Consider the following 23,031-nt stretch of genomic DNA (forward strand, 5'->3'; position numbering starts at 1 on the left):
CAGGTCAACTTTTTCTCTGAGGAGCCTCGCCCCGTTGCTGGGCTTGACCACTGTTTGGTGGTGGGTGAAGCCGCAAAGCCCTTGACTCAGGCCGCCGCGGGAGGACTGCCTAGAATGTCTGGCTCCTACAGGAAAGACACTCCCCCATGACCCACGGTCTCATCCGCATTCGCGGCGCGCGCCAGCACAATCTCAAAAATCTTGACCTCGACATTCGCACCGGCGAGCTGACGGTGGTCACCGGCCCCAGCGGGTCCGGCAAGTCCAGTCTGGTGTTTGACACCCTGTATGCCGAAGGCCAGCGGCGTTATGTGGAGACCTTTTCGGCCTATGCCCGCCAGTTTCTGGACCGCATGGACAAGCCGGCGGTGGACCGGGTAGACGGTGTGCCGCCCGCCATTGCGATTGACCAGACCAACCCGGTGCGCTCCAGCCGCTCCACCGTGGGCACCATGACGGAGCTGAACGACCACCTGAAGCTTTTGTTTGCCCGCGCTGGCCAGCTGTTTGACCAAGACACGGCGCAAGCAGTGCGCCATGACTCGCCCGAGACAATTTACGCGCAACTGCAGGCCCGGGTAGGTGAGGGCGATGGGCGTTTGGCGGTGACTTTTCCGGTGGAGTTGCCGGGCAGCGCCACGGCGGAAGAGATTGAGCAGTGGCTTTCGGTGAGCGGGTTCACCAAGGTGCAGGCGCAGCGCGAGGTGGCCACGCCCACCGGGCCGCGCCAGGTGCTGGACGTGGTGGCAGATCGTTTCCGACTGAGTTCGGTGGAGCGTGCCCGGGTGCTGGAAGCCATTGAGGTGGCGCTCAAGCACGGCAGCGGCCGCATGACGGTGTACGCCCTGGGCGCCAATGCAGACACGCCAGACGAGTTGTGGCGCTTTTCCACCGGGCTGCACTGCCCGGACAGCGACCGCCGCTACACCGACCCCATTGCCTCCATGTTTTCCTTCAACTCGGCGGTGGGCGCATGCGACACCTGTCGGGGGTTTGGCCGCGTTATTGGCGTGGACTATGGCTTGGTGATGCCCAACGACAAGCTCACGCTGCGCGCCGGTGTCATCAAACCCATGCAGACCCCAGCCTGGAAAGAGGCGCAAGACGATTTGATGCGCCACGCCGAGGCGGCCGGCATTCCGCGCGACACCCCGTGGAACAAGATGACGCCGGAGCACCAGCGGTGGGTTATCAACGGCTCGCCGAACTGGAATGGCAAGTGGAGCCAGCACTGGTTTGGCATCAAACGCTTCTTTGAGTACCTGGAGAGCAAGGCCTACAAAATGCACATTCGGGTGCTGCTGTCCAAGTACCGCAGCTACACCCCGTGTGGCGACTGCGGTGGTGCGCGCCTTAAAACAGAGAGCCTGCTGTGGCGCGTCGGCAGCAAGGCAGACGCGGACGTCGCCCTGCCACCCGAAAAGCGGTTTCTGCCGGTGGGCGCCAAATGGACGCGGCCCCAATTGGAGGCCTTGCCGGGTTTGTGCCTGCATGATTTGATGCTCTTGCCCATTGACCGCTTGCGCCGCTTTTTTGACAGCGTGCAGCAAGCCGAGCTGGGCGCCACTGGCCACGCCCACAACCAGGGCGACCTGCAAGCGCTGAAGCTCTTGTTTGAAGAGGTCACCACGCGCCTGAAATACCTGTGCGATGTGGGCATTGGCTACCTCACGCTGGACCGGCAAAGCCGCACGTTGAGCGGAGGCGAGGTGCAGCGCATCAACCTGACCACGGCGCTGGGTACCTCGCTGGTGAACACGTTGTTTGTGCTGGACGAGCCCAGTATTGGCCTGCACCCGCGCGATATGCACCGCATCATCGTGGCCATGCAGCGCCTGCGCGACGCCGGCAACACGCTGGTGGTGGTGGAGCATGACCCGGCGGTGATGCTGGCGGCAGACCGCATGATCGACATGGGCCCCGGCCCGGGCGAGCGGGGCGGCCAGATTGTGTTTGATGGCAGCACGCAAGACCTTCGCAATGCCGACACTCTCACCGGCGCCTATTTGGGCGGGCGCAAGCAAGTTGGCATGGGGTTTCAGCGCCTGGTGGAAGTCAACACTCCGCGCCTGATTCTGGAAGGGGCGACCGAGCACAACCTGAAAAACGTGAGTGTGGAGTTTCCCCTGCAGCGGCTGGTGTGCATCACCGGCGTGAGCGGCTCCGGCAAGTCAACGCTGATACAAGACATTCTGGCCCCGGCGCTGATGCGCCACTTTGGCAAAGCCACCGAGGCTCCCGGCGCGCATGACCGCCTCATGGGGGCCGACTTGCTCAGCGACGTGGTGTTTGTGGATCAGTCGCCCATTGGCAAAACCGCGCGCTCCAACCCGGTGAGCTATGTGGGCGCGTGGGACAGCCTGCGCGAGATTTTTGCCACCGCACCCATCTCCAAGCAGCGCAGCTACACCGCCAGCAAGTTCAGCTTTAACAGTGGCGACGGCCGCTGCGCCACCTGTGGCGGCTCGGGCTTTGAGCATGTGGAAATGCAATTTTTGAGCGACGTTTACCTGCGCTGCCCGGATTGCGATGGCAAGCGCTACCGCCCGGAGATTCTGGAAATCACCATTGAGCGTCAGGCGGGCGGCGTGAAGCGCGAGCTGAACGTGGCTGATGTGCTGGCCCTCACCGTGAGCGAGGCCGCTGTGCTGTTTGCGGGCGACCGCGACGTGATTCGCGCCCTGCAACCCATCGTCGACGTGGGGCTGGAATACGTCAAACTGGGCCAGCCCGTGCCCACCTTGTCGGGCGGTGAGGCGCAGCGCCTGAAGCTGGCCGGGCATTTGGCGGCTGCGGCAAAAAGCGCCACCGCCAGCCGCCAGGCCAAGGCCACCCGCGGCGCGTTGTTTATGTTTGACGAGCCGACCACCGGCTTGCACTTTGACGACATTGCCAAACTTATGCGCGCGCTGCGCAAACTGTTGGACGCCGGCCACTCGCTGGTGGTCATTGAGCACAACCTGGACGTGATTCGCGCCAGCGACTGGCTGATTGACCTCGGCCCCGAAGGCGGTGAAGCCGGCGGGCTGGTCGTGGCCTACGGCACGCCGGACGATGTGCGCCAGCACCCCACGTCCCACACCGGAAAAGCGCTGCGCGACTACGACGTGGCGCTGGGCAGCGGCTCGGCGGTCAACGAGGCCAGTGTGGCCTGGGCGGCAGCGGCGGTGAAGAAAGTCGCCCCGGTGAACGCCATTCAAATCGTCAACGCCCGCGAGCACAACCTGAAAAGCCTGAGCGTGGACATTCCGCGCGGCAAGTTCAGCGTCATCACCGGGGTGTCGGGTTCTGGCAAGTCCACGCTGGCGTTTGATATTTTGTTCAACGAAGGCCAGCGGCGTTACCTGGAGTCGCTGAATGCCTATGCGCGCTCCATCGTGCAGCCGGCGGGCCGGCCCGAAGTGGATGCGGTGTACGGCATTCCGCCCACGGTGGCCATTGAGCAGCGCCTCTCAAGGGGCGGGCGCAAGTCCACCGTGGGCACCACGACTGAGGTGTGGCACTTTCTGCGCCTGCTTTTTGTCAAGCTGGGCACGCAGCACTGCATTCACGACGGCACAGCCGTGGCGCCACAAACGCCGGACAGCATTGCCGCCCAGCTGCTCAAAACCTACCGGGGCCAGCACATTGGCTTGCTGGCGCCGCTGGTGATGAACCGCAAAGGCGTTTATACCGAGCTGGCCGAGTGGGCGCGCCCGCGCGGCTACAGCCACCTGCGGGTGGACGGTAACTTTTTGCCAACCACGGCGTTTCCGCGCATTGACCGCTTCAAAGAACACACCATCGAGCTGCCGGTGGCCAGTTTAGATGTGACGCCCGCCAATGAGGCCGCTTTGCGCGCCGCGCTGGCCGACGCGCTGACCCACGGCAAAGGCGTGGTCCATGTGCTGAGCGATTTGACCGGTTTGAAAGAGCGCATGGCGTCGGGCGAGCCCACGGCCGGGCTGGGTACGCTGAGCGTGTTCTCCACCAAACGCGCCTGCCCGGTGTGCAGCACCAGCTATGCCGAGTTGGACCCGCGCCTCTTTTCTTACAACAGCAAACACGGCTGGTGCCCGGACTGTGTGGGCACGGGTGTCAAGCTGAACAAAGAGCAGCGCAAGGTGTTTGACGACTCGGTGCGTGACGACGACACGAAAGGCCGCGAGCAAACCTTTGCCGAGGCCGATGTGGAGGACTTGGTGGACGCCGTGTGCCCCAGCTGCGAAGGCTCGCGCCTGAATGCCACAGCACGGGCGGTCAAGTTTGGACTGCAACTCGCGGCTGACGCGCAGCCCGGCCAGGCCGCCAAAGCCGCCATTGCTTCTGTTGCCATCACGGAGCTGGCCCGCCTGAGCGTGACCGATCTTCGCCAGTGGGTCGAAACCATGCAATTGAGTGGCCGCATGAGCCAACGCGAGACCGACATTGCCCGCGATCTGGTGCCCGAGATTCGGGGCCGGCTGGAGTTTTTGGAGCAAGTGGGCCTGGGCTACCTCACGCTGGACCGGGGCGCGCCCACGCTCAGTGGCGGCGAGGCCCAGCGCATTCGCCTGGCGGCTCAACTGGGCAGCAACCTGCAAGGCGTGTGCTACGTGCTGGACGAGCCCACGATTGGCCTGCACGCGCGGGACAACCAGATTCTGCTCAACGCCCTGAAGTCACTCAGCGACAAGGGCAACACGCTGGTGGTGGTGGAGCATGACGAAGACACCATTCGTCACGCGGACCACATCATCGACATTGGCCCCAGCGCAGGCAAACGCGGCGGCCGACTCGTCGCTCAGGGCACAGTGGCTGACATTCAGGGGGCTGGTGACTCGCAAACCGGCCGCTACCTGTTGCACGCCATGAAGCACCCCTTGCAACTTCGCCGGGAGGTGGGCGTGTTTGTGGCTCCGCCAGTCGTTGCCGCTGTGCCGCTCGCAGTAGCGGCACCGGCCGAGGCTGCCGTGGCGCTGGAGGGCAATGACATCTTTGTGCCCAAACCCGTCAAGAAGAAAAAGGCCCCAGCCAAACCTGAGACCGACGCCAATGTGGGCGATGCGTCGGTGCAGCGCTGGCTGACCGTGCAGGACGCGACCCTGCACAACCTGCAAAACGTCACCACGCAGGTGCCGCTGAGCCGCTTGGTGGCGGTCACCGGCGTCAGTGGCTCCGGCAAATCCACACTGGCGCGCGATGTGTTGCTGGCCAATGTGCACACCGCCGTGCAAAAGCGCAGCACCAAGGCCGGGCGAGACGCCATGGCCGCGGGCGAAACCATTGCGTGGGTGGGTTGCGAGGGCGTGACCGGCTTCGAGACCGTAGACCGGGTGCTGGAAGTGGACCAAACCCCGATTGGCAAAACCCCGCGCAGCTGCCCGGCTACTTATATCGGCTTCTGGGACATCATTCGCAAGCTTTTTGCCGACACGCTGGAGGCCAAGGCACGCGGTTACGCGGCCAACCGCTTCAGCTTCAATACCGGCGAAGGCCGTTGCGCGGGTTGTGAGGGGCAGGGCATTCGCACCATTGCCATGAGCTTTTTGCCGGATGTGAAAGTGCTGTGCGAAACCTGCAAAGGTGCTCGCTTCAACCCCGAGACATTGGCGGTGACCTGGCGCGGCAAAAACATTGGTGATGTGCTGCAGATGGAAGTGGACGAGGCCGTCGACTTCTTTGCCGCCATGCCCAATATTGCGCATCCGGTGCAGTTGCTCAAAGACGTGGGTCTGGGTTATCTCACGCTGGGGCAACCTTCCCCCACGCTCAGTGGTGGCGAGGCGCAGCGCATCAAGCTGGTGACCGAACTCAGCAAGGTGCGCGACGACATCACCCGGCGCGGGCAAAAGGCGCCGCACACCTTGTACGTGCTGGATGAGCCCACGGTGGGCCTGCACATGGCCGATGTGGAAAAGCTCATCACGGTCTTGCACCGCCTGGTGGGTGGCGGTCACAGCGTGGTCGTCATTGAGCACGACCTGGACGTGATTGCCGAAGCCGACTGGGTGATAGACCTCGGCCCCGACGGCGGCAACGGCGGCGGGCGTGTGGTCGCGGCTACCACGCCTGAAGGCGTGGTCAAGCTGGGTACTCACACCGGAAAAGCCTTGAAAGCGGTGCTGGCGCGGTGAGGTGGGCGTGGCTGGGGTGGGCACACCGGCCCACCCCCTCACCGGTTCGGGCTTTTTGCTGTATGTCTTGTCGACGTGGGTGAATGCATTAATGCTGTATGGTTGTGCAGTTATGTGCTGCAAGCCACGCCTGCAAAGGCGTTGCACTATGCACACCGCCACAGCGAAGTTACAAGCAAGACCACATTGGCGTGCCATCCGAGCCCCCGTACATCACACCAGCACGCGGGCCACTGTTTTGGGAGGGCTGTGATGCGCAGGTGGGTGAGGAGTCACAAATCGAGCCAGATTGGGATTTGGCGGCACAGTCATCACCAAACTACGAGGTCGTTCAGCGCGTCAATTGGTGACTGAGAGAGACGGCGATGCAGATGCGCTGCGGGGGAGGGCTGCATGCGCGGCAGGCCCACGCCGACTAGCGGTCGATGCTCTCGCTATTGGGCGGCTGCGACCGCTCAAACTGCACATTTCAACGGCGTCAGAATGCCAAAAACCCGTGCCATACTTGGCCTAAGGCGGTTGAATTTCCTATCCGTGCCACTTCACGCGTCCAAGCCAAAGTGCAAGGCAAGGGGACGGCTGCTTACTCCATGCCGCACTCGTTCAGTGCAGCGTGTTCGTCATGATCTGGTGTATTTCCTTCTCCAGATCCTTCGATGGAAGGATCACCATCTGCTTGCCGCCGAATTCAGCCGAGTAGCGCGGCGCGTCGCTGGCATTCTGATAGGCTTCGCTAAGCCGAACAATCAACTTTCCAACGTCAATCTGCGACATTTTTTTTCTTCAGCGAACTCCTTGAGCCCAGTAACCTTCCCATCGTGAATCCAGGCAATGCCAAAGCTCTTGGGTGGCTTGCCCAGGAAGACAAAGGCTTCATGCTCTGCTGGAACCACTTCCAGGTGGTCAGACACCTTCTGCGCCAGCTCCTCCAACGGGCCTTTGATTTCATCGAGTTGAGCCAGCGCATAGTTGCCGACCGGCAGCTGCGGATACTCAATCTCCTTGTTGCCAAATAGTTTGTCCAGTAGTCCCATGTTGTTCTCCTTTTATATGAATAGATGAGAGCCTGACAGCTGCTCACATGTGTGCTGAGCGCAAGGAAAAATATGCTGCCAAACGCTTCAACCTTATCCGATCAGACCGTTTTTTTCAAATCGGCCAGAAGAATGGCGATCAGGAGAATTGGTGGCAAACCCCCATTTCTCTTGCAGCGAGACACGGTTTTTGCCTTCACCGAAGGGCTAACCGGCGCACTACTTGGGTGTGGCGTCAGACAGATTTGCAGACGCATTCTGCGTGCCTTCGTGGGCAGGGGCCTGCTTGAGATCTTTGAGGCCAAAGAGATGCTGGCCTACCAATACAGTGGGTTTTCGGTTGATGCCGGTGTCACCACCGCGTACGCACCGCCACCGCTACTTTGGGGTGCTGGCACCGAACTCGCCACTCAGGGCAGCGGTGACGGCCATGGCGGCACCAGAGCAACCGACTGCGGCACAGGCGCTGCCAGCCGCCATGGCTGAGGCCGTGTCTGGTGTTGCCTCACCGGGTAATGCAGTTGCACCCGCTTCTGAACCTGCGCCACCCAAGCGCGCAGCGCACTATCTGTGGGCGGTGTTGATTGCGCGTATCTACGAGGTGTTCCCGCTGCTGTGCCCAACCTGTGGTGGCCAGATGCGCATCATCGCCTTTATCACACACAGCGCCGATATCCGGCACATCGTGAACCACATTGGCGTGCCATCCGAGCCCCCGCACATCACACCAGCACGCGGGCCGCCGTTGTGGGAGGGCTGTGATGCGCAGGTGGGTGAGGAGCCACAAATCGAGCCGGATTGGGACTTGGCGGCACAGTCATCACCAAACTACGAGGTCGATCAGCGCGTCAATCGGTGACTGAGAGAGACGGCGATGCAGATGCGCTGCGGGGGAAGGCTGCGACCGCTTAAACTGCACATTTCAACGGCGTCAGAATGCCAAAAACCCATGCCATACTTGGCCCAAGGCGGTTGAATTTCCTATCCGTTCCTTATCTTCTCTTTTTTGTGCAGCAGTTGACAGGGTTTGAACTCGAAAGCTAAAGACAACAATCATGGCATGCGGTAGCATTTAAGCAATTTTTGCTGTTTACTGTTTGCAATCCAAAGTTGCTAGGCCAATGGATCATCGTGTCCTTGTAAAACCTCTTATTTAATGATCAAAAGAACGTGGCAGTGCGTCATTTGAGTAAACCCGAATTAGATATATGTATTCAAAAAAAAGTATTTTGAAGGCAGTAATATTTTTAGGCAATTGCTTGATCGGTATTAGTTGCTTGTTATTAGTCCTTGGTCTATTTGGGATATTTGATTTGGAGTTTTACTCGTATGGCCTCTCTTCAGGCATCCGAGTTGTGGGGTCTCTGGCAATAACCGGATGCCTGTTGAGCGCTGTTGGCAACTATATATTAGAGCAATAATTTTAAATTTTTTCTTGGTATTATTTATGGAGTTTATAAATGTTTCAAAAATCTGATTATTTTATTATTTCGGCTGTTATGTTTTCTTTTGCAATATCAGCATATATATGGTTTGTACAACAAGACCCTCAGCAGGCGATCTACACAGCCATTTGGATACCAAGTATTTTTACATTTGGAATTTACTTCAAACTGTGTGCCTTGATGGGGAAAAACAAATGAAAGACCTGCTGCTGCCTGCAATATTTATTTTTTCTTTGCTGGTCATTGGACTTGTATTGACTTTTCTTGAGTTCAGAAAAATAGAAAAAAACAAGAAAAAAGATTAATTTGTTGTAGCTCTGTTTGCTGATGCTTTAGCGAGGCTAGGGGTCAAGTCCCGCCTGTTCACAAACTCGTTTGACAAACAAATCAGGTTTTTCTGCGCGCCATTTCTGCAAAGCTTGAATAGGTTTTTGGTGCTTCAAAGCCCGCTGCGGGATATGGTGGTTGTAGGTCTTTAAATAGAGCGTCAGAGTCGTCTCCAGCTCAGCCGCTGATGCGAAACGTGTTTGCTTAACCAAGTCGCTGATGCGCCCATTGAAGCGCTCCACCATGCCATTGGTTTGCGGATGGCGTGGGGGCGACAGGCGATGCACGATACCCATCTCGGCACAGCTGATGTCGAACGTATGCTTGCCCGTGGCTTGTTTGCTCTTGGCTGTAAAACGGTCGGTAAATTGACTTCCGTTGTCAGTCAGAATCTTTTGAATTCTCATGGGCGAGACTTTTCTCAACCGGCACAAAAAATCGGTACTGCTGACGTCAGTCTGGTCGTTGTAAATGTGGAAATAGACCCACCGTGTCGCTCGATCAATGGCCACAAAGAGGTAGCGCCTCTTCGTCTCACCAGGCATCTGCGGCAGGTACTTGCTGTCAATGTGTATGAATCCAGGCTCGTAGTCCTTGAAGGTTTTCAGTGGCGCAGGCTCCCCCTCAACTTGTGGCAGCAGGCCTTTCAGATCGGAGACGCCATGGCGGCGCAAACAACGGTCCAAGCCTGAGCGTGAAACAGCGGCATTGATGAACTCGCGGGTGATCGCCAGCAGGTCGTCCAGGGGCAGTAGAACTGTGCGCCGAAGCTCGACAACAAGTTGCTCCTGCGCTGGACTGAGCGTCGTCTTCAGCGTACGCGGGCGGTGGGAGCGATCCTCTGAATCTTCGCGCTCTTTCCACTTGCGAGCGGTGGCGGGCGTGATGTTGTATCGGTCGGCCAGCGCACTGGCACCAGCGGGCGAGGTCCTTATCTCAGCGCGTGTGCGAGGCGGCGCGCGTCAAGGTAGTTGTCGCCTAATTCACGCAGCCAGGGGCTTAGTAAGCTTTTGCTCCACATGCTCCACATGCTCCACATGCTCCACATGCTCCGAGATGACGGAGTCACGTTCCGGGTTGAGCGTGACGGCCCCTATGGACTGCCAGTTGCGCGTATTACCTGACCAACGTGCCGGATTGCACTCCTTTGCCTGGGTGTACAGGGCATGACGAGCGGCAAGAATGGCGTGGTCTTCACCAGTGTGGCGCTGCTGAGGTGAGACGTAACGGATGCCGCTGTGTTTGTGCTCCAGGTTGTACCAATGCACAAACGCAGCTCTCCATTGGCGCGCTGCTTCCAACGTCTCGAATCCCTTGGTGGGGAACTCCGGGCGGTACTTGGCCGTGCGAAACAGCGATTCGGCATAAGCGTTGTCATCGCTCACCCGCGGGCGTGAGTACGATGGCTTCACGCCCAACCAGTTGAGCATGGCCAGCACCGTTGTGGCCTTGAGCGTGGAGCCGTTGTCGCCATGCAATACCGGCTTGTCAGCAAGGGTTGCAATGCCCTCGGCCAAAGCGGTGCGACGCACCAGATGCACCGCATGATCTGAGCTGTCGTTGGCATGCACCTCCCAGCCCACAATCTTGCGGCTGTATAGATCCAGGATCAGATACAGGTGAAACCACCGACCAATCACCGTCGCGGGCAAATAGGTCATGTCCCAACACCAAACTCGACGTGTAGTCGTGGCGATGTGGGTCGTGGGCGGGCGTTTGGCTTTGGATGCCTTGGAGCGCCCTCGGTGGGCTGTTTGCCCATGTGAGCGCATCACCCGTGCAAACGTGGACTCGCTGGCCAGGTACACGCCCTCATCGGCCAGCATGGGCACGATGCGCGCAGGTGGTACAGCACAAAAGCGTGCCTCGTTGGCCACGCTCAGAAGTTTGGCGCGCTCGTCAGCACTCAAAGCATGTGCAGGCGTGGGGCGCTGCGCTGCTGGCCTGCCATCTCCCGTGGTCAGGCCCTCATTCGCATTCCAGCGCTGTAGGGTGCGGGCGTCTATGCCGGCCACCTCACAAACCGGCGCCAACCGCGCTCCTGCCTCACGGGCTTGTCTGATGTCTCGGGCCAATGTGCGGTGATCTGCGATGAGGATCATGCGTCCTCGCCCCTGCTGTAGATCGCCGCGACTTTTTTTGACAGAACCAGCAATGCTGCGGTTTCGGCCAGTGCGCGGTCTTTGCGCAGCAGCTCCCTTTCAAGCTCCTTGATGCGCTTGCGATCCAGGCGTGTGGCCCGCGGACTGGCTCGTGCGTCCTGGGGCTCAGTCAGAGCTGTGGTGGCGCTGGCACACCATTGCTCCAATTCACCCGGATAGATGCCTGTGTGCGGCACCAGCCATTCTTGTCCGCCTCTGACAGTGCTGCCGTGGTGATCACCGCCTGCAATCTCGCTGGCGCAGTCCATGCCCGCCCTCGGGCGGGCATGGACTGGAGACCGTTTCTTCCCATTCGGGTTTACCAGCGTGACAAAAAAAGATGCGGAACTTACCATTAGAAAATAGTACGATCGTGCTAATTTGACTCTAACTGCCTGATACAAGCGGCCAGTTTCGAGCCTGTCTGTATCGGCGCCCCCCACTCCCAGGGTGTCTAAATTCTCAGTTGAAATTCTTTTATTTAAATTGGCCGCTGGGCCAGATGGAGATTATTTTGAAGAAAATTCTGATGACTTGGCTGGGGAGCTGTTTGCTTGCCCTGGCATTGATGCCAGGTAGGGCTTTGGCCAGTGGCTATACCGCTACCCGATTGTGCTGGTTCATGGCTTGTTCGGCTTTGACAACATTGGCCCGGTCGGGTACTAGTACGGCATTCCTTTGGCCCTGCAGGCCGACGGCGCCAAAGTTTATGTGGCACAAGTCTCGGCAGCCAATAGCACCGAGGTGCGGGGTGAGCAATTGCTGACCCAGGTCATGCAGGTTCTGGCTGCTACGGGCGCGGCCAAAGTCAATCTGATTGGTCACAGTCATGGTGGACCGACCATTCGATATGTGGCCTCGGTTCGGCCTGACTTGGTGGCCTCGGTCACCTCCGTGGGAGGTGTCAATAAAGGTTCTGCGGTGGCTGACGTCTTATTGGGTGTTGCGCCCCCCGGGTCACTTTCCAACACGGTTTTAATTTCGATTACAAATGGGCTGCGCGCCGTTATTGACTTCCTCTCAGGCGGGTCAGGTCTCAACCAAAACGCATTGGCGGCAACACAGTCCTTGAGTACGGCGGGTTCCCTCAAGTTCAATCGATCGCACCCGGCCGGGGTGCCTTTGAGCGCCTGCTGCGAAGGCGACTACTCGGTGCGCGGCGTGTCATATTTTTCATGGAGTGGAGCCAAGCCCTACACCAACCTTCTGGATATTGTGGATCCAGCGCTGGCCTTGACCTCGCTCGCATTTGGCGGGGCCAAGAATGATGGTTTAGTGTCCAGTTGTTCTAGCCGCCTCGGGCGAGTCATCCGAGACGACTACGCCATGAATCACCTCGATGAAGTGAATCAAACCATTGGCCTCGTGAATTTGTTTGAGACGAATCCTGTCACCATCTACCGACAGCATGCCAATCGGCTCAAAAATCTGGGTCTTTAAGGCGAGGTTGTCGTGAATCCTGTGCGTTTCGGGCTGTTGTTTCTGGCTTTGCTGGGGCTGATTGCCATTGGCTGGGCCGGCTGGCCGGAAACCACTTTAGTGGCGCATTCGGTCGCGGCTAAGGTGCCTGCGATCACTCCTTCTCCCTTCGTTCGGTCAATGCAGGACACCCTGCCCGACGGTGACTTGCGTGCTTGGGCGCCGAAAGGATCCACAGATTCGGTCGATCCAGGCACTTATGGTGAGCTCAAACGCCTGTTTGACTACTACCTCAGTGCGATTGGCGAGCAAAACCTTGATGCCATCGTGCTGCAAATTCGCAGTGAACTTGATCGACGTTTGACTGCGGGTCAGGCGCTCCAGGCGAAGCGACTCTTGGCCTCTTACCTGGACTACAAACGCGAATTGGCTGTTCTGGAAGGTCAAGTCCTAACCGCAGGTGGCGGGGTTGCGGCTGTTCGGCGGCGCCTCAATGGGATGCAGGACTTGCGTGCGCAGTTCTTTAACGCCGTGGAGGATCGAGGCATGTTTGGGCTGGAGGACGCTGCTGACATGGGTACAATTGCCCGCCTGGAGGTCAGCCAAAACGCGACGTTGACGTCCGCTCAAAAAAAGGCGCAGTTGGCGGCCCTGGACGAGAGCCTTCCCTTGGTGTTGAAGGAGCAGCGCGATGCCACTCAAGTTGTCACGCGAGCGCAGCAGGCCGTCGTGGAACTGCGCGCACAAGGTGGCAGTGAAGACGATGTCTACCGAATGCGCAGCAAAACATTTGATTCACAGGCCGCTGCCCGCCTTGCGGAAGTGGATCGGGAAGAGACGGCCTGGAAGGGCCGCATTGACCGCTATCTGAGCGCTCGCGCTCAACTCTTGAAATCTCACGAAAAGGCATCGCCTTCTGAAATTCAGCAAGGTTTGCAGCAATTGCAACAAGCTCGCTTCACAGGCGATGAGCAGCGGCGACTTGCCGCTTTCGAGCCCTGACGAACGAGAAGGCTGAAGAGGCGGCTGGCATTCAACTGTCAACTCCTGTCAGCTCGAAATAGGCGTGGCCCTTGGTAGGGCAAATCCATCAGTGGCTTCCCGCTGAGGCTGGCAGGCATACTGGTGCACGCTAATCGACTGGGGAGGAAAATGATTACTTACTACAACCACCTGCATGCCTTGCACCAAGGCAAGCTGGAGATGTTTCGCGGCGAACTGGTGCCGTGTTTTGAGATACCTTCGCGGGCCGACCATGTGATGAAGGAGTTGGAACGGCGCAAGCTGGGTCCTGTGAAGGCGCCACTGGCGTTTGACGACGCGGCGCTGGCAAGTATTCATGCCCCTCGCTATCTCGACTTTCTGACCCATGCCTGGGACGAGTGGGTGGCGCTGGACCCGTCCAATGCCGGGCGAGACGCCTTGCCCTCAGTCTGGCCGACGCGCACGCTGCGCTCAGACGTGTTGCCAGCCAACTTCTCGGCGCGCATGGGTTTGTTTTCTTACGACGCGGGCAGTCCTTTGACTTCCGGCACCTGGACGGCGGCGCGGGCTGGGGCGCATTGCGCCCTGAGCGCGGCGCAAGAGGTCTCTGGCGGGGCGCGTGCGGCCTTTGCCTTGTCCCGCCCGCCGGGTCATCATGCTGGCGCGGACTTCTTTGGTGGCTATTGCTTTTTGAACAATGCCGCACTGGCCGCACAGCGCCTGCGCGGCCAAGGTGCGGCGCGGGTGGCGGTGCTGGACATTGATTACCACCATGGCAACGGAACGCAGTCCATTTTTTATGACCGTGCTGATGTGTTATTCACCAGTATTCATGGCGACCCGCACACCGAGTACCCCTTCTTTCTGGGCTATGCCGATGAACAGGGAGTTGGCGCCGGGCTGGGCTTTAACCACAATCTGCCGTTGCCACGCGGCACGGACTTCGCGCTCTGGAGCGCGGCGTTGCAAGACGCTTTGAGGGGCATTCAACGGTTTGGCGCGCAAGCGTTGGTGGTGTCGCTGGGCTTGGATACATTTGAGGGCGACCCGATTTCCGGCTTCACGCTGAAAAGCGAGGACTACCTGCGCGTGGGCGAGGCCATCGCGGCCGCTGGTTTGCCCACGGTGTTTGTCTTTGAGGGTGGCTACGCCGTGGCTGAGGTGGGCGTCAACGCGGTCAACGTGCTTGAAGGTTTCGAGCGAGCTTGCTGAGCCATTTTTTTAAAGAATGATGATTCCATTGGGTTTTTAGCCCCGGGGTCATTGCGGTAACGAATTGCTCGGTGTTTTCCCTTGGTTTTTCCATCAAAGGAGCATTTGGGCAAAAATATCAGAAAACTGTAAGGAATGGTAGAGATAGTCCACCCCACAGAGTGTTGGATTCGTCCTTGCTGTGTGCTCTTGCAGTGAATTTTCACTGTTGTCCCTTAACTTTCTCGAGGAGATTTCATGAAGGAAGACCTAAGTAGTCAAGCCTACTGGAAGGCCACGATTGCCCTACTGACCAAGATTCTCATCATCTGGGCAGCGGTGTCATTCGGTGCTGGAATTCTGTTTGCCCCAATGCTCAACAACATCATGCTTGGCGGTTACCCGCTGGGATTCTGGTTTGCTCAGCAGGGCTCCATCTATGTCTTTATTGTGCTGATTTTTTATTACGCCAAAAAGATGAATGACCTTGACGTTCGGTTCGACGTTCACGAAGACTGAGGACTAAATCATGGATCTACAAACAACTATTTACATTGGTGTTGGTCTGAGCTTCGCGCTCTACATCGGCATCGCGATCTGGGCCCGTGCAGGCTCCACGAGTGAGTTCTACGCCGCCGGCGGCAGTGTTCACCCCATTGCAAACGGTATGGCGACTGCCGCTGACTGGATGTCGGCAGCTTCGTTTATCTCCATGGCTGGATTGATCTCCAACATGGGTTATGGCGGTGGCTTGTTCCTGATGGGCTGGACCGGCGGTTATGTGTTGCTGGCCATGTTGCTGGCACCGTACCTGCGCAAGTTCGGCAAGTTCACCGTGCCTCAGTTTATTGGCGATCGCTTCTATTCGAAGTCCGCCAGTATGGTGGCTGTGTTGTGCTTGTTGACAGCATCGCTCACGTACATCATTGGTCAGATGACTGGTGTGGGCGTGGCGTTTTCCCGTTTCCTGGGTGTTTCCAGTGAAGTCGGTATTTATGCCGGTATGGGTATCGTTTTCATGTACGCCGTGTTCGGTGGCATGAAAGGCATTACTTACACCCAAGTGGCACAGTACATCGTGCTGATTCTTGCTTACACCGTGCCTGCCGTGTTCATCTCGCTGCAGTTGACTGGTAACGCATTTCCACAGCTGGGTCTGGGCTCCAACATCATCGGCCAAGACGTCTCTTTGCTCGCCAAGCTTGACACGGTGGTGACTGACCTTGGTTTTGGAAAATACACCACCACCACAGCCGGCAGCACACTGAACATGTTTGTCTACACCCTGTCTCTCATGATCGGTACAGCGGGTCTGCCCCACGTCATCATGCGATTCTTCACGGTGCCAACGGTCAAGGACGCACGTTCTTCCGCTGGCTGGGCACTGGTCTTTATCGCCATTCTGTACACCACCGCACCTGCTGTGGCTGCCATGGCCAAGATCAACCTGATCCGCACGATCACACCGGGTGTGGTCATGGGCAACGCTGACGTGTATGGCAAAGAGTCTGCCATCGAGTTCGAGAAGCGCCCCGACTGGATGAAGCGTTGGGAAAAGACAGGTCTGTTGAAGTTTGAAGACAAGAACGGCGACGGTCGTATCCAGTACTACAACGACAAATCCAAAGATGAAGCGTTCAACGCCAAAGCAGCCGAAGCTGGTTGGAAAGGCAATGAACTGAATGTCAACGCCGACATCATCGTGCTGGCCAACCCTGAAATCGCGTTGTTGCCCAACTGGGTGATTGCGTTGGTGGCAGCGGGTGGTTTGGCGGCGGCTTTGTCGACAGCGGCAGGTTTGCTGATGGCGATTTCTGCGGCGGTGTCCCATGACCTGATCAAGAACATCTTTGTTCCGACCATCAGTGAGAAAAACGAACTGCTAGCCGGAAAGGTCTCGATGGCGGTGGCGATTGTGGTTGCAGGTTGGTTGGGCTTGAATCCACCCGGATTCGCGGCGGGTACGGTGGCTTTGGCCTTCGGTATTGCCGCCAGCTCCCTGTTCCCTGCCATCATGATGGGTATTTTCAGCAAGAAGATGAACAAAGAAGGCGCTATCGCCGGCATGTTGTCGGGCCTCTTCATTACTCTGTTCTATGTGTTTGCACACAAGGGTATCTTCTTCGTCAAGGGCACGGACTTCTTGCCCGTGATTGGGGGGGCGAACAGCTTCTTCGGCATCACGCCTGAAGCCTTCGGAGCGGTCGGCGCCATGGTTAACTTTATCGTCGCGTATGCGGTGTTTAAAGTGACCAAAGCGGCACCCGCGCACATTCAAGAAATGGTTGAGTCCGTGCGTATTCCACGCGGTTCCAAGTTGGTGGACGGTTCCCACTAAGGACTGACTGTCGTTACTAGCCTGCCCTGGCGACAGGGCAGGAGCGACAATCAAGGCCCTGCCAGCCTCGCTGGCAGGGCCTTTTTACTGAAAACTCCGCTTTCGGCGGGTACACAAGGGGTCTTGAATGGTTTTTGATATCAGTGTCGCGATGACATGGATCCTTTTTCTGGCACTTTTTCCGATGGCCTTTGTCTGGCTTCGCCGGGCATGGCGCATCACAATGCGGCGCGACTTCTCCGAGGTGGCGCTCAAGGGCGGTGAGTCCCCTGCCAATTCCAAGAAATATGCACCCTATGAAGCAGGCATAAATCTGGTCGCAGGCATCATCATTTTGGGAGTCATCCTCTCTGTTCTTTCAGCTGCGCTCGAGTACCAGGTGTGGAGTGCCATTGCTGGCAGCACTATTTGGTGTAAATTCTTTGCAAGCTTCGCCCTGTCCCGGCAAGCCCATGCGAGTTGGGGAAAGACCAAGACCTGAGCCAGGCACGTAGCGGGTGAACCCCGCGAATTTCAAAGGAGGTTCGTCATGTCAGGACTTCGCTCACAACGTTTGGCGGCCTTGTTTGTCGGTGGCTGGTTGTTATTCAACTTTCCGCTGCTGGCCTTGTGGGATCAAGAAGCCCACGTTCTGGGCATCCCCTTGTTTCCAGCCGCACTGTTCACCTTGTGGGCCTTGCTGATTCTGGCCATGGCCTGGTTGATGGAGGGGTCTGACGACGCCTCCCAGGATGACTGACCATGCTGTCACCCGCACTGGTGATTGGTGTTTCTTTTGCCTATCTGATGGTGTTGTTCGCCGTTGCCTATTACGGTGACTGGCGCGCGGCACAGGGCCGCTCACTCCTTGCCAATCCCTGGACGTATGCGCTGTCGCTGGCTGTGTATTGCACCGCGTGGACGTATTTTGGAAGTGTCGGCCGCGCCGCTTCAGGCGGGGTTTGGTTTTTGCCGATCTACCTGGGCCCCACGTTGGCCATGGTGCTGGGTTGGTTGGTGGTTCGAAAAATGATTCGTATTGCCAAGGCCTACCGCATTACCTCCATTGCCGACTTCATTGGCAGCCGCTATGGCAAGAGCCCGCTTCTGGCTGGGCTGGTGACGCTAATTGCGGTGGTTGGCATCGTTCCCTATATTGCGCTGCAATTGAAGGCCGTGTCGGCGGGCTATGCCTTGCTGACCTCGCCGCTGGGCGCTCCGCTGGTGGACCGTGTTGCGTGGAGTCAGGACAGTACTTTTTACGTGGCGCTGGTTCTGGCAGGATTTGCCATGGTGTTTGGTGCCCGCCACTTGGACACGACCGAGCGCCATGAGGGCATGGTGGCCGCCATTGCCTTTGAGTCTGTCGTCAAGTTGGTGGCCTTTCTGGCGGTCGGTCTCTTTGTGGTGTACGGCTTGTTTGATGGCCTGGGTGACTTGTTTTTCCGCGCCCAAGCGGTCCCCGAGCTGGCCTCGCTGCTGCGGTTGGAGCAGGACGGTCAATTTTCCTGGACACAGTGGTTTGCCTTGACGTTGTTGTCGATGTTGTCGGTCTTGTTTCTGCCGCGTCAATTTCAAGTGATGGTGATCGAGAACGTGCGGGAGAGTCATTTGCGCCGTGCGGTCTGGGTGTTTCCGCTTTACCTGCTGGCCATCAATCTGTTTGTGTTGCCCATTGCTTTGGGTGGTTTGCTGTACTTTGGGCCGGGCCAAATGAACCCGGAGAGCTTTGTCTTGTCGCTGCCCTTGGCCGCCGGGCAGGAGATGCTGACCTTGTTTGCCTTTGTCGGCGGCCTGTCAGCGGCCACGGGCATGGTGATTGTGGAGACGATTGCGGTCTCCACCATGGTCAGTAATGAGTTGGTTTTGCCGCTGCTGCTGCGTTCACGGCATCTGCGTCCTGAGGCCGGTCGCAATGTGTCCGGCTTGTTGTTGTCGATACGCCGCGCGGCCATTCTCGGGGTGCTGGTGCTGGGCTATATCTACTTTCACTTGGCGGGCGAAGCGTACGCGTTGGTCAGCATTGGGCTGATCAGTTTTGCGGCGGTCGCGCAGTTCGCTCCCGTTGTTCTCGGCGGCCTGTACTGGAAGGGGGGAACAAGGCTCGGCGCCTTGGCGGGGCTTCTGGGTGGATTTTCGCTGTGGTCTTACACCTTGATGCTGCCGTCCATCGCCAAGTCGGGTTGGCTCCTGTCGCCAGATTTTGTGACGGCGGGCCCCTGGGGCGTGGGGTGGCTTCAGCCGGAGCATTTGTTTGGGCTGACGGGGTTGGACAGCCTGACGCACTCCCTGTTCTGGAGCTTGCTGGCCAATGGGGTGGCCTACGTGGGCTTGTCCTTGCTTAAGCCGCCTTCGGGTGCGGAGGCCAGTCAGGCCTTGATGTTTGTGGATGTGTTCAAACGAACGATATCGACGAGCCCGGTGTTTTGGCGCGGGCGGGCCAAGGTGCCGGATTTGCAGCAACTGTGTGCCCGCTTTCTGGGCGAGGGGAAATCCCGGCAATTGTTTTCCGACTACGCCCGAAATGCGGGCGTGGGGCGGGTGGAGGCCATCGAGCCCGATGCTAGGCTGGTGCAGTTTGTTGAAACCCAGTTGGCGGGGGCTGTGGGTAGTGCCTCAGCCCGGGTGTTGGTCGCGTCAGTCGCAGAGGAAGAGGTGTTGACACCCGAGGATGTACTTCGAATTCTGGATGAGTCGTCACAGTTGCGCACTCGATCCAGAGAGTTGGAAGAGAAATCCAAATCCCTGGAGCGAGCCACCGAGGAGCTGCGACAGGCCAATGAGCAATTGATGAGCCTGGACCGGCTGAAAGATGACTTCATGGCGTCCGTGACGCACGAGTTGCGCACGCCGCTCACGTCGATTCGGGCGCTGGCCGAGCTGATGCGTGATGACCCCATGATGGAACTCGCGCAGCGGGGCCAGTTCATGGGCATCATCGTCACCGAGACCGAGCGACTCTCCCGGCTGGTTAATCAGGTGCTGGACATGGCCAAGTTCGAGTCTGGCCATGCCGAGTGGCATACGGTTGAGGTTGATCTGCGTGCGCTGATTCAGAAGGCGGTGGCGACCACGGCAGAGATGTTTCGAGAGAAACAATGTAAGGTGGACGTTGTGCTCCCCGACACTGCGCCGGCGCTGATGGCGGACCCGGACCGTTTGACGCAAGTCATGTTGAACCTGCTGTCAAATGCCGCCAAGTTTGTCCCGGTACCCGGTGGTCGGGTTTGCGTAAGTTTGGAGCGAGACGATACCGGCATGACGGTGAAGGTCCAGGACAACGGACCTGGCGTTCCTGAGGCGCAAAAGAACCTGGTTTTTGACCGGTTTCACCAAGGCGGCGATGCTGCCCACCGACCGCATGGGACGGGGCTGGGTTTGCCAATCAGCCAGCAAATCGTGAGCCATTTTGGGGGCCGGTTGTGGCTGGAGCAGACACCCGGCGACGGCGCCTGCTTCGCCTTTCATTTGCCCTGGAGCGATCCGGTTACTCGGGGTGCGGGACAAGAACAAGGAGACAAGACATGAACATGACAATACTGGTGGCCGACGATGAGCCGAATATCGTCATTTCGCTGGAATACCTGCTGAAACGCGAAGGCTACACCGTAGTCGTGGCCCACAACGGGCAGGAGGCGCTGGATGCGATGGCGGCACAGAGGCCCGACCTGGTTTTGTTGGACGTGATGATGCCGGTGAAGACTGGGTTTGAGGTATGCCAGGAGGTGCGGGCGAGCGACGCGCTCAAACACACCAAAATCCTGATGCTGACGGCCAAGGGCCGGGACACCGACATGGTCAAAGGGCTGGCACTGGGCGCCAACGGCTACATGACCAAACCATTTTCCACACACGACCTGGTGCAAAAGGTGGCAGACATGTTGAGCGAATCCGCATGAAGACAGACCGACGGCTGTGGCTCGCCATCGCTGGCGTCGGGCTGGCCATGGCGCTCTGGCTGGGTTTGACGGTTGCTTTGCTGTGGTCAACCTTGCGCCCGGAGGAAAAGGCCACCGTGGACGCCATACTTGGCCCCCGCATAGCTCTTCTCGGTCTGAGTTGGGTGCTCGCGTTGGGTGGCGTGGCGGTGGGCCTGGGCAAGCTCTATAAGCGCTACGCCTTTGCCCCGGCCCGCCTGCTGGAGAAAACCCGTGTCCTAGTGGCCGCTACTGATCCACAGCAGTTGATGCCGGCGGGCAGCACGGAAATTCGAGGGCTGGGTGTCGCCATCAATGAGTTGGCTGCGCAGCGAGACCACCTGCGTGCAGACATGGCGCAGCAAATTGAACAAGCCAGCGCTCATGTGCAGCAAGAAAAAAATAGGCTTGCCGCGCTCATGGCCGAGCTGACGCAAAGTGTGGTGGTCTGCAATCTGGATGGCCGAATTCTTCTCTACAACAGCCGGGCACGGTTGCAGTTCAAGGCGCTCTCAGACGCACCTGCTTTGGCGGATGGGGCGGAATTGATGGGCATTGGCCGATCCATTTACGCGGTGTTTGACCGCAAGCTGGTGGCCCATGCGCTGGAGAATATTCATCAGCGCCTCGCGAGAGGGGCAGGAAGCCCGTCGGCCCAGTTTGTCACCACCACCCAAAGCGGGCAGTTGCTTCGCGTGCAAATGGCGCCGGTGCGTGCCAGCAACAAAGAAGGGGCGTCTGCCGACCTGAGTGGATTTGTGCTCATGCTGGACAATGTCACCCGCAACTTTGAGGAAGGTAATCTGCGTGATCAACTGCTGCACGGATTGACCGAGCGCAGTCGCTCCTCACTGGCCAACATGCAGGCCGCTGTGGACATGCTGTCCTTGCCAGATCTGGAGCCGGTCATGCGTGACCGTTTTCTGACTGTGGTGCGTGACGAAGTCGGCTTCATGAGCAAGCGGGTGACGGATCTGGCGCAGCAGGCCGCCCACGGTCTGAAGACCCGGTGGCCCATGGAAGAAATGCTGGGCACCGACTTGTTGCTGGCCGCACAGCGTCGCATGGAGCTGCACTGCGAGCGCACCGTGTCGCTGGACAGCGTGGATGCCTCGGTCTGGCTGCGGGTAGATAGCTTCACGCTCATTCAGGCCTTGAGTTATTTGGCCAAACGCTTGGTTGACGAATTCGCGATCAAGTTCATGCGCTTGCGGCTGCAGTCGGTACAGGGGCGGGCCCAGTTGGACCTGATCTGGACCGGACAAGCCATGAGCACAGAGACAGTCATGAGCTGGGAGATGGAGTCCATGCGGTTTGGTGCGGAGAGCACGCCGCTGACGGTGCGCGACGTGGTGGCGCGTCATGGCGGAGAGATGTGGTTCGAGCGCGAGCGCACTCGCCACGAGGCCTTCTTTCGTTTCTTGTTGCCACTGGCTGACGCACAAGAGCAGTTGGAGGCGGCTCAGCAAGTGCGCCACAACGACAGTCGCCCCGAGTTTTATGATTTTGATCTCTTCCAGGTTTCTGAGGCCGGCCACGCCTTGGACGACCGGCCGCTGTCATCGCTGTCTTACACGGTGTTTGACACGGAGACCACCGGTTTGAATCCGTCGGGTGGTGATGAAATCATTCAAATCGGTGCGGCACGCATCGTCAATGGCAAGCTGCTGCGCCGGGAAAGTTTTGAGCAATTGGTCGACCCGCAGCGGGTGATTCCGGCAGTGACCATTCCCATTCATGGCATCACCCAGGAAATGGTGAAAGGTCAACCCCGCATTGGTGAGGTGTTGCCAGCCTTCCATGTGTTTGCTCACGATACGGTTCTGGTGGCACACAACGCCGCCTTTGACATGAAGTTTTTGCAGCTCAAAGAGGCTGAGACCGGCTTGGTCTTTGACCACCCTGTGCTGGATACTTTGTTACTCTCCGCCGTGGTGCACCCTAATCAGGAGTCGCACCGCCTGGATGTCATTGCCGAGCGCTTCAACATCACGGTGTTGGGGCGTCACACGGCACTGGGTGATGCCATGGTCACGGCTGAGGTCTGGTTGCGCCTGATTCCGCTGCTGCAGGAAATGGGCATTCACACCATGCGCGAAGCGCGCGAGGCGGCGCAAAAAACCTATTACGCGCGACTCAAATACTGAGTTTGTGTCGGGGC

At 58.5% G+C, this 23,031-nt stretch carries 14 protein-coding genes and 4 pseudogenes; 14 read left to right on the forward strand and 4 right to left on the reverse strand.

The window, feature by feature from the left end:
• Window positions 1-146: 146 nt before the first annotated feature.
• Together uvrA and J8G15_RS18625 are read left to right on the forward strand one after the other, a co-directional pair.
• The gene (gene uvrA, locus J8G15_RS18620) at window positions 147-6,095 is read left to right on the forward strand and encodes an excinuclease ABC subunit UvrA (RefSeq protein WP_210544113.1); all 5,949 of its coding nucleotides are present in this window, start codon (window positions 147-149) and stop codon (window positions 6,093-6,095) included.
• 179 nt (window positions 6,096-6,274) lie between these two features.
• Window positions 6,275-6,445, forward strand: a pseudogene (locus J8G15_RS18625) (IS91 family transposase); the annotation flags it as partial.
• 253 nt (window positions 6,446-6,698) lie between these two features.
• Here the strand turns inward: J8G15_RS18625 and J8G15_RS18630 are convergent.
• Both J8G15_RS18630 and J8G15_RS18635 read right to left on the reverse strand, forming a co-directional pair.
• Window positions 6,699-6,869 (reverse strand): hypothetical protein, encoded by a 171-nt coding sequence (locus J8G15_RS18630; protein WP_210544115.1) that lies wholly within the window; start codon window positions 6,867-6,869, stop codon window positions 6,699-6,701.
• Window positions 6,842-7,129, reverse strand: a complete 288-nt coding sequence (locus J8G15_RS18635) for a hypothetical protein (protein WP_210544117.1) — start codon at window positions 7,127-7,129, stop codon at window positions 6,842-6,844. The genes J8G15_RS18630 and J8G15_RS18635 overlap by 28 nt, the downstream gene beginning before the upstream one ends.
• A 162-nt stretch (window positions 7,130-7,291) precedes the next feature.
• Between J8G15_RS18635 and J8G15_RS18640 the strand changes: the two are divergent.
• Window positions 7,292-7,988, forward strand: a pseudogene (locus tag J8G15_RS18640) (IS91 family transposase); the annotation flags it as partial.
• A gap of 601 nt (window positions 7,989-8,589) precedes the next feature.
• Window positions 8,590-8,772: a hypothetical protein gene (locus J8G15_RS18645; protein WP_210544119.1), complete on the forward strand. Its 183-nt coding sequence runs from the start codon at window positions 8,590-8,592 to the stop codon at window positions 8,770-8,772.
• 143 nt (window positions 8,773-8,915) lie between these two features.
• On the opposite strand, the gene J8G15_RS18650 is transcribed toward J8G15_RS18645, so the two are convergent.
• Both J8G15_RS18650 and J8G15_RS18655 read right to left on the reverse strand, forming a co-directional pair.
• Window positions 8,916-9,836, reverse strand: coding sequence for an IS481 family transposase (locus tag J8G15_RS18650; RefSeq protein ID WP_210547659.1), 921 nt, complete (start codon window positions 9,834-9,836; stop codon window positions 8,916-8,918).
• Between the two features lie 48 nt (window positions 9,837-9,884).
• A pseudogene (locus J8G15_RS18655) lies at window positions 9,885-11,334 on the reverse strand (IS3 family transposase); the annotation flags it as partial.
• Between the two features lie 276 nt (window positions 11,335-11,610).
• Between J8G15_RS18655 and J8G15_RS18665 the strand changes: the two are divergent.
• The 10 genes and pseudogenes from J8G15_RS18665 to J8G15_RS18710 all read left to right on the forward strand — a co-directional run bounded on the left by J8G15_RS18665 (window position 11,611) and on the right by J8G15_RS18710 (window position 23,017).
• Window positions 11,611-12,482 (forward strand): annotated as a pseudogene (locus tag J8G15_RS18665) (lipase family alpha/beta hydrolase).
• A gap of 12 nt (window positions 12,483-12,494) precedes the next feature.
• Window positions 12,495-13,463 carry a lipase secretion chaperone gene (locus J8G15_RS18670; protein ID WP_210544125.1) on the forward strand — a complete coding sequence of 323 codons (969 nt, stop codon included), beginning with the start codon at window positions 12,495-12,497 and terminating at the stop codon, window positions 13,461-13,463.
• Between the two features lie 150 nt (window positions 13,464-13,613).
• Complete coding sequence (locus J8G15_RS18675) at window positions 13,614-14,657, forward strand: histone deacetylase family protein (protein ID WP_210544127.1); 1,044 nt, start codon at window positions 13,614-13,616, stop codon at window positions 14,655-14,657.
• A gap of 237 nt (window positions 14,658-14,894) precedes the next feature.
• Window positions 14,895-15,155, forward strand: coding sequence for a DUF4212 domain-containing protein (locus J8G15_RS18680; RefSeq protein WP_210544128.1), 261 nt, complete (start codon window positions 14,895-14,897; stop codon window positions 15,153-15,155).
• A gap of 10 nt (window positions 15,156-15,165) precedes the next feature.
• Window positions 15,166-16,974 carry a sodium:solute symporter family protein gene (locus J8G15_RS18685; protein WP_210544131.1) on the forward strand — a complete coding sequence of 603 codons (1,809 nt, stop codon included), beginning with the start codon at window positions 15,166-15,168 and terminating at the stop codon, window positions 16,972-16,974.
• Between the two features lie 127 nt (window positions 16,975-17,101).
• The gene (locus J8G15_RS18690) at window positions 17,102-17,455 is read left to right on the forward strand and encodes a hypothetical protein (RefSeq protein WP_210544133.1); all 354 of its coding nucleotides are present in this window, start codon (window positions 17,102-17,104) and stop codon (window positions 17,453-17,455) included.
• 48 nt (window positions 17,456-17,503) lie between these two features.
• Window positions 17,504-17,713 (forward strand): hypothetical protein, encoded by a 210-nt coding sequence (locus tag J8G15_RS18695; protein ID WP_210544134.1) that lies wholly within the window; start codon window positions 17,504-17,506, stop codon window positions 17,711-17,713.
• Window positions 17,714-17,715: 2 nt separating this feature from the next.
• Window positions 17,716-20,481 (forward strand): sensor histidine kinase, encoded by a 2,766-nt coding sequence (locus tag J8G15_RS18700; RefSeq protein WP_210544137.1) that lies wholly within the window; start codon window positions 17,716-17,718, stop codon window positions 20,479-20,481.
• A complete protein-coding gene (locus J8G15_RS18705) occupies window positions 20,478-20,852 on the forward strand; it encodes a response regulator transcription factor (RefSeq protein WP_210544138.1) in 375 nt (124 codons plus the stop codon). Before J8G15_RS18700 ends, J8G15_RS18705 begins: the two co-directional genes overlap by 4 nt.
• Window positions 20,849-23,017 (forward strand): exonuclease domain-containing protein, encoded by a 2,169-nt coding sequence (locus J8G15_RS18710; protein ID WP_210544140.1) that lies wholly within the window; start codon window positions 20,849-20,851, stop codon window positions 23,015-23,017. The genes J8G15_RS18705 and J8G15_RS18710 overlap by 4 nt, the downstream gene beginning before the upstream one ends.
• Window positions 23,018-23,031: the final 14 nt, after the last annotated feature.

The sequence above is a fragment of the Rhodoferax sp. PAMC 29310 genome (genome assembly GCF_017948265.1).
In the GTDB taxonomy this organism is placed as follows: domain Bacteria; phylum Pseudomonadota; class Gammaproteobacteria; order Burkholderiales; family Burkholderiaceae_C; genus Rhodoferax.

What these genes read in the sequence shown, in the direction of transcription:
- uvrA (WP_210544113.1), top strand. Translation starts at nt 147, where the DNA reads ATGACCCACGGTCTCATCCGCATTCGCGGCGCGCGCCAGCACAATCTC.
- J8G15_RS18675 (WP_210544127.1), top strand. Translation starts at nt 13,614, where the DNA reads ATGATTACTTACTACAACCACCTGCATGCCTTGCACCAAGGCAAGCTG.
- J8G15_RS18680 (WP_210544128.1), top strand. Translation starts at nt 14,895, where the DNA reads ATGAAGGAAGACCTAAGTAGTCAAGCCTACTGGAAGGCCACGATTGCC.
- J8G15_RS18705 (WP_210544138.1), top strand. Translation starts at nt 20,478, where the DNA reads ATGAACATGACAATACTGGTGGCCGACGATGAGCCGAATATCGTCATT.
- J8G15_RS18690 (WP_210544133.1), top strand. Translation starts at nt 17,102, where the DNA reads ATGGTTTTTGATATCAGTGTCGCGATGACATGGATCCTTTTTCTGGCA.
- J8G15_RS18685 (WP_210544131.1), top strand. Translation starts at nt 15,166, where the DNA reads ATGGATCTACAAACAACTATTTACATTGGTGTTGGTCTGAGCTTCGCG.
- J8G15_RS18630 (WP_210544115.1), bottom strand. Translation starts at nt 6,869, where the DNA reads ATGTCGCAGATTGACGTTGGAAAGTTGATTGTTCGGCTTAGCGAAGCC.
- J8G15_RS18700 (WP_210544137.1), top strand. Translation starts at nt 17,716, where the DNA reads ATGCTGTCACCCGCACTGGTGATTGGTGTTTCTTTTGCCTATCTGATG.
- J8G15_RS18645 (WP_210544119.1), top strand. Translation starts at nt 8,590, where the DNA reads ATGTTTCAAAAATCTGATTATTTTATTATTTCGGCTGTTATGTTTTCT.
- J8G15_RS18710 (WP_210544140.1), top strand. Translation starts at nt 20,849, where the DNA reads ATGAAGACAGACCGACGGCTGTGGCTCGCCATCGCTGGCGTCGGGCTG.
- J8G15_RS18695 (WP_210544134.1), top strand. Translation starts at nt 17,504, where the DNA reads ATGTCAGGACTTCGCTCACAACGTTTGGCGGCCTTGTTTGTCGGTGGC.
- J8G15_RS18635 (WP_210544117.1), bottom strand. Translation starts at nt 7,129, where the DNA reads ATGGGACTACTGGACAAACTATTTGGCAACAAGGAGATTGAGTATCCG.